This is a genomic window from Paeniglutamicibacter gangotriensis Lz1y (assembly GCF_000348945.1).
Lineage (GTDB): Bacteria > Actinomycetota > Actinomycetes > Actinomycetales > Micrococcaceae > Paeniglutamicibacter > Paeniglutamicibacter gangotriensis.
The window spans coordinates 253178-259748 of the sequence record NZ_AOCK01000006.1; the positions used below are offsets into that span (position 1 = coordinate 253178).

6 protein-coding genes and 1 tRNA gene are annotated in these 6571 nt (G+C 63.6%); 5 read left to right on the top strand and 2 right to left on the bottom strand.

Translation table 11 applies throughout. The features are described 5' to 3' along the window. Positions 1–384: 384 nt before the first annotated feature. Complete coding sequence (locus tag ADIAG_RS11975; RefSeq protein WP_007271644.1) at positions 385–1623, bottom strand: glycosyltransferase; 1239 nt, start codon at positions 1621–1623, stop codon at positions 385–387. Positions 1624–1988: 365 nt separating this feature from the next. Here ADIAG_RS11975 and ADIAG_RS11980 point away from each other — a divergent pair. The 5 genes from ADIAG_RS11980 (at position 1989) to ADIAG_RS12000 (ending at position 6378) form a co-directional block, all read left to right on the top strand. Next, positions 1989–2071, top strand: a tRNA-Leu gene (locus ADIAG_RS11980). A gap of 148 nt (positions 2072–2219) precedes the next feature. Then, positions 2220–3545, top strand: coding sequence for a M20/M25/M40 family metallo-hydrolase (locus ADIAG_RS11985; protein ID WP_007271645.1), 1326 nt, complete (start codon positions 2220–2222; stop codon positions 3543–3545). A gap of 14 nt (positions 3546–3559) precedes the next feature. After that, positions 3560–4768, top strand: coding sequence for an acyl-CoA dehydrogenase family protein (locus ADIAG_RS11990; protein ID WP_007271646.1), 1209 nt, complete (start codon positions 3560–3562; stop codon positions 4766–4768). A 121-nt stretch (positions 4769–4889) separates the two neighbouring features. Then, complete coding sequence (locus tag ADIAG_RS20930; protein ID WP_007271647.1) at positions 4890–5114, top strand: helix-turn-helix transcriptional regulator; 225 nt, start codon at positions 4890–4892, stop codon at positions 5112–5114. Further along, on the top strand, positions 5107–6378 hold the full coding sequence (locus ADIAG_RS12000; protein WP_007271648.1) for a type II toxin-antitoxin system HipA family toxin: 1272 nt from the start codon (positions 5107–5109) through the stop codon (positions 6376–6378). Before ADIAG_RS20930 ends, ADIAG_RS12000 begins: the two co-directional genes overlap by 8 nt. 79 nt (positions 6379–6457) lie before the next feature. On the opposite strand, the gene ADIAG_RS22160 is transcribed toward ADIAG_RS12000, so the two are convergent. Next, a partial coding sequence (locus tag ADIAG_RS22160) for a DUF5703 family protein (protein ID WP_235045903.1) occupies positions 6458–6571 on the bottom strand: 114 nt, incomplete at its 5' end.

The window sequence follows — 6571 nt, forward strand, 5'->3', positions numbered from 1 at the left end:
CAGGAAGTCTCTCGCTCCAGAATGCTCAAAACCGTGGCCCCTCCATGGTGCGTCGTTAAGGGTATTCCGAAGGGAGGGGCGAGAATCTCGCGGTTGCGCGCTGCACGCGGGTCCGCCTGGTGCGGTCGGGCTGGACGATAGAGTCCCGGTGGCGCTGAGCCAGAAGACCCTACGGACCACACCCGGGCCAACTACGAGTCGGCGGCTACGCAGTTGTGGCAAGTTCCCCCTTGAAGAGCCCGAATTGAAGAACCGTTTGGAAGGGCTCGAAACGGTGGTGGCCGATGCGGCATACACCCCTGTTGGTGTGCCGTAGAAAGGTAGTTGCGGGGCAGTCTGCTTCCTGGGCCGTTCAGCAAGAACTGCCCAGGGCGAGCGAGCAAACTACTTGGAGGCGGGATCCGTGGGGCGGGTGGCCGTTTCGGACATGGCCCGGCTGTAGGAATCCAGCGCAGCAGCGGCGGTTTTTTCCCAGCCGTGATCTGAGGCAAATGCTGCGGCACTGGTGCCAAGTTCGGTGCGCAGCGGCTCATCGACGGCAAGTTTCGCCAACGCCACCGCCCATGTAGCGGGATCCGGCCCGTCGACCAGAATGCCCGTCTCCCCGTCACGAACCGCGTGAGGCAGCCCTCCTACGCGCCTCGCCAGCACCGGGGTGCCGCAGGCCTGGGCCTCCAGAGCGACCAGACCGAAGGACTCGCTGTACGACGGGACTGCCACCACGTCCGCACAGCGGAATGCCTTGGCTAGGTGCTCGGCGGGCATCGGCAGGCTGAAACGCACCAGGTGCTCCACCTCCTCGGCTTCCACCAGCTTCTGCAAGTTCAATTCCTTGGACCCCGAGCGCGCCCCGATGACCGAGAGCTTCACATCAAGATCCGGCCGCTCACGGGCCAGGACACCCAACGCCCGCACCAGGATCTGTGGGCCCTTGAGTTTTTGGATGCGCCCGGCAAACAGCACACGCAGTGCGTTGGGTCCACTTTCGCGGCGCTCACACACGCCGGGGTGAAAGGTGGTCAGATCCACCCCCGGTTCCACGATATCCAGGCGCTGTGGATCCGCACCGTAGAGGTGGATCAGCTCATCAGCCTCGGCCGGGGTGTTGGCGGTGAGTCGGTCCGCGTCCGTGCACAGCAGCATTTCCCCGCGGATACGAGCCGCCGATTCCTCGCTTTGCGCGGAGATCTTCTTGACCTTGCCCATGGTGTGCATGGTGTGCACCAGCGGGATTCCCCAGCCCCGGGATAACTCCAGCCCCACGAGCCCGGAGAGCCAGTAGTGCGAGTGGATGACGTCGTACGGGGCCAGATGCGAGGCGTAGGCGGCGATCGCCGCAGCGGACTGCCCCAGGTGCTCGGCAAGCTCATCCTTACTCAGCTGACCTACAGGGCCCGCCTGCACCTCGTGGCAGATGACCCCGGGAGCCATCTCGGTGGCCCGGTCCATCTCTGCGGCCCGGACATAGACGTCCACCTGAGTTCCGTCGGCGGCAAGGGCGAGGGCCAGATGGCGAATGTACACGTTCATTCCACCGGCGTCCCCGGAGCCGGGCTGTTCCAGCGGTGAGGTGTGCAGGGAGATCATGGCGATGCGCCTGGGGCGAAGCGTGGGATCGGACATCGCTGTTCGGGCCGCCTGTCAAGGAGAGGGAGGGGATGGTGGTGTCCACCTGAATTCCGGGCCGGAGCCTATCGGGAGAATCGGCGAACCCCTTCATCCTACGCACCGACAAAAGCCTGAGGCAGCCTCCGGCGAGACGGCCGCGAAGCAGGCGGCCCAGCCCCGGAATATGATGCTGCTCACAATCAACTTCACTGAGTCGGGATTTTGCCCCTGGGAAGCGGAAAACCCCTTGTAAACACAGGTTTTTCGATGGGGGAGCGCCCGAATTGATGTGCGCCCCAAACCCGTGCTAGAGTCTTATCTCGCCGCGGACAACGGAAATAAAGTTCTTCACGAACTTTGAGACGGTGCAGCGGCCACCAGCGAGGGTGGCGGAATGGTAGACGCGCTAGCTTGAGGTGCTAGTCCACGCAAGTGGGTGGGGGTTCAAGTCCCCTCCTTCGCACAGACAAACCCCCGGTCGGATGAAAATCTGGCCGGGGGTTTTCTCGTACCCGATCGCTTTGGCCTGCGCCCGCCCCTCGCGCCGCAAGCACTTGGCTCGATAGGGTGGAAGGACTTGGTCCAGTCCCGGCGAAATGAAGGATTCCCCCATGTCAGCCACGCAGAACAGCCAGCCCATTCTTCTGGCCGAGGACGAGGTCGCCGGCCTTTGCCAGGCCCTGATCCGGATTGACACCACCAACTACGGCAACAACGAGGGTGCGGGGGAGCGCCAGGCCGCCGAATACGTGGCCGGGCTGATCTCCGAGGTCGGGCTCGAGACCACGGTGCTCGAATCCGCCCAGGGCCGCGCCAACGTCGTGGCCCGCATCGAAGGAACCGATAAGTCCCTGCCGGCCCTGATCGTCCACGGCCATCTGGATGTGGTGCCGGCGTTCAAGGACGAATGGTCCATGGACCCCTTTGGCGCCGAGCTCAAAGACTCGATGATCTGGGGCCGCGGCGCGGTGGACATGAAGGACATGGATGCGATGATGCTGGCGGTCCTGCGTCAGCTGCAGCGCACCGGCACGCGCCCACGTCGCGACCTGATCTTCGCGTTCTTCGCCGATGAGGAAGCCGGAGGAGACTATGGGGCGCGGTGGATGGTCGAGCACCACCCCGAGCTCTTCGAGGGCGCCACCGAGGCCATCAGCGAGGTCGGCGGGTTCTCCGCGACCATCGACGGCAAACGTGCATATCTGCTGCAGACCGCCGAGAAGGGCATCGCCTGGCTCAAGCTCACCGCCGCGGGCCGCGCCGGGCATGGCTCACAGATCAACGAGCAGAACGCGGTAACCCGGCTGGCCGCGGCCATCAGCCGCATCGGCGAGCATGACTGGCCGATTACCTACACCGACACCACCCGGGCGTTCTTGGAGGGAGTCTCCGAGATGACGGGCATCGAGTTCACCGATAACAACCCGCAGGTGCTGCTGGCGGAGCTGGGCAACGTCGCCCGTTTTGTCGGGGCCACCTTGCAGAACACCGCCAACCCCACGGTGCTCTCGGCGGGCTACAAGCACAACGTGATCCCCGGGGCCGCCGAGGCACTGCTGGATGTGCGAACCCTGCCTGGGCAGCAAGAAGCAGTGATGGAAACGCTGCGGGTCCTGGCCGGGCCCGACGTCCAGCTCTCCGCGCTGCACCTGGACCGCGCACTGGAGGTCCCGTTCGCCGGAAACCTCGTGGACTCCATGGTCGCCTCGCTCAAGCGCGAGGACCCCGAGGCAGAAGTGTTGCCCTACATGCTCTCTGGCGGGACGGATAACAAGTCGCTGGCCACCTTGGGCATCACCGGTTATGGGTTCGCACCGCTGCGCCTACCGGCGGATCTGGACTTCACCGGCATGTTCCACGGGGTCGACGAACGGGTCCCGGTGGATTCGCTGAAATTTGGCACCCGGGTCCTGCACGACCTGCTGAGCACCTACTAACCACCTGCGGGCGCATGCGCCCGCCACCGGAATCATCCCCACCGCAGGAAGCGAAGTACACACACGTGAAAACCATCCACGAGGTGCTCGGCACCGAGATGCTCGAACGATTCAGGGCACGGGCACCGGGATACGACGAACAAAACACCTTCTGCACCGAGGACTTCGCAGAACTGAAAGAGGCCGGCTATCTGCGCGCCATGCTTCCGGAGTCCCGGGGCGGTCTGGGCTGGGGCATGGAGTCGATGACCGCGGCCCAGCGCGTATTGGGCTCCTACGCGCCGGCCACGGCGCTGGCCGTGAATATGCACCTGGTCTGGACCGGCGTGGCGACATTGCTCGCCGCCCGCGGGGATGGCCGTCTGGCCCGGGTCCTGGACTGGGTAGAGGCCGGGGAGGTCATGGGCTTCGGGGTATCCGAAGGCGGAAACGACGAAGTCCTCTTCGATTCGGTCACCCGCGCTGTGCCGGCACCCGATGGTTCCTACGCCTTCACCGGCGTGAAGGTCTTTACCTCGCTGGCCCCGGTCTGGACCCGTTTGGGCGTGTTCGGTAAGGATGAGAGCACCGAGGCGGGGCAACTGGTCCACGGTTTCCTGCAGCGGGATACCGAGGGCATCGAGATCCCGGACAACTGGAACACCCTGGGGATGCGGGCCACGCAGTCGAACTCGACCATCCTGCGTGATGCGCGGGTGCCGGCCGAAGACATCCATACGAAGTTAGCCGTCGGCCCCGTGGCCGATGCCTTGGTCTTCGGGATCTTCGCCTCGTTCCTGTCGCTGACCGCCTCGGTGTATGTGGGATTGGCCGAGCGTGGGATGCAGCTGGCCGCGGTGAACCCCACCAAGCGCAAGTCCTTGAAGCACGCCGGGCGAACCTATGACCAGGACCCGGATATCCGCTGGCAGGTTGCCGATGCCGGGTTGGAGATCCTGCGCCTCGATGCCTTGCTGCGGATGACCACCCGAGACTTAGATGACCTGGTGGATCACGGGGGCTCCTGGTTCCCGCGGCTGGTGACGCTGCGCACCGCGGCCGGGGACGCGGCCCGCTCCTGCATCGACATCGCCGCGAAGGTCTCCGGAGGCGGGCAGTACTTCCGCGGTTCGGAGCTCGAACGGCTTTATCGCGATGCGCTGGCCAGCCTCTACCACCCCTCGGATGCCGAATCGGCGCACTCCACGGTGGCTTCCTGGCTGCTGGGCCCGCTCAATGAGTAGGCGGGGAGCCTCTTGCGAGACCCTGGTTTCGGAACCCCTTATTACGGATAGCGGATACCCCTTGACTTATTACATTTAGGTAATAAACTAGTTTCTGTCCACTATTCGTAATTGGAGTACCGTGCACGGAAAAATAAGTTCCACCGCAGACCTGGGTAGGGCGCTGCTCGCGGCAAGGATCCAGCATGGGCTGACACAAACCCAATTGGCCGAGGCACTAGGGGTGACCCAGCGCTACATTTCGGAGATTGAAACCGGCAAGCCGAAGAACTTGGGCCCCAAACTCTTTGAAGTCCTTGACCAGGTGGGGATCGAGCTCAGTTTCAGGACGGTGGCACATGACTGAGAATCTCCAGGTGCACTTGTTCGGTGCAACCATCGGCCACCTTGAACGTGTTGGATCCTCCTCGGTCGTCTTTTGCGCCAATGAAGACGCGCTGGATTTGTACGGCGTGGGCTCCACGATCCTTTCTGCGAGCCTTCCATTCTCGGCCGTGCCGTCGCAGGCGGAACAATCAACGAATTTCTTTGGTGGACTGTTACCCGAGGGACGCGGTCGAACCAACTTGGCCAAGCAGGCCGGCGTGGACAGCACCGATGTCTTCGGCATGCTTGGCTACGCCGGGTGGGACCTGCCCGGTGCCGTCAATGTCGGAGCAAATCCCGGCCCCAAAGCAGTGCACATTCCCGCCAGTGAAACTGATATTGAACAGCTCCTCAATCGGACCGCCGACTACGCCATGGGTGCTGTCGGCGGAGGCGGGTCGCTACCTGGCGTCCAGCCGAAGGCCACGCTGGCACTCCTTGAGGGGAAGTGGCACATCACCAAAGCTGGTGCCACTTCGACCCATATCGTCAAGCCGGTTGCGGTCGGCGAAGAGTGGGGCGCGCACTGGGAGGCATACTGCCTGTCGCTTGGGCGAAAGCTCGGGCTGTTGGAATTCACGGCGGCTGTCATGCATTTTGGATCCCGCACCGCGCTGGTTGTGGAGCGGTACGACAGAATCATCCTGGGTGCCAGCGAGATTGAGCGTCTGCACCAGGAGGATTCGGCGCAGGCCCTTAATCTCCCGTGGGACGGAGACGCCAAGTTCGAAGCCGTGGACCACAGGGCAAATCTCACCCATGTCGCGGGACTCCTTCCGACGGTACGGAAGCTCTCGTCCAGCCATGGAGATCGGCATCGGCTACTCTCTTATGCCACCTTCAATGCAGCAATCGGAAACACTGATGCCCATGCGAAGAACTTCTCCATCCTTCACTTCCGGGACGGCAAGGTGGGATTGGCGCCGCTATACGATGTCACGGCCCTGGCGTTGGCCCCGAATGGACAGCAAAACCTTGCCCTGAGCATCAACGGCGTCTCATACCAGCCAGCAGTGACCGTGGAACATCTCGTCAACGAGGGCATTGGGTGGGGCATTCCGGAGCGTGCCGCCCGCGCACAGGTGCATGAGACCCTGGAATCACTTCTTGATGCCGTTTCGACAGTCGATCCCCTCGAAGCCGGGGAACGCATCGGTCGGTACATCTCGCTGCAGGTCAGCAACCTCCTGGACGGTAATCCCGCCGCGGTGTCCAGCGAGCCTGCCTACCTCGCCAGGTTTTGACCGGGCACGGCCCCTGGCCAGGACGTTGCAGCTCGCGGCCGCCTGTCGATACCGCTCGTGGGTCGGGACGCGGCGGTGCTCAGGCGCGGATGTCAAGGGTCGGTTTGACCCGCATGATGCGCCGGCGCATCCAGTACTTCTGTCCGCCACCCTCGTAGAGGCAGGTGCGCACCAACTCCCATTTGCCGTACTC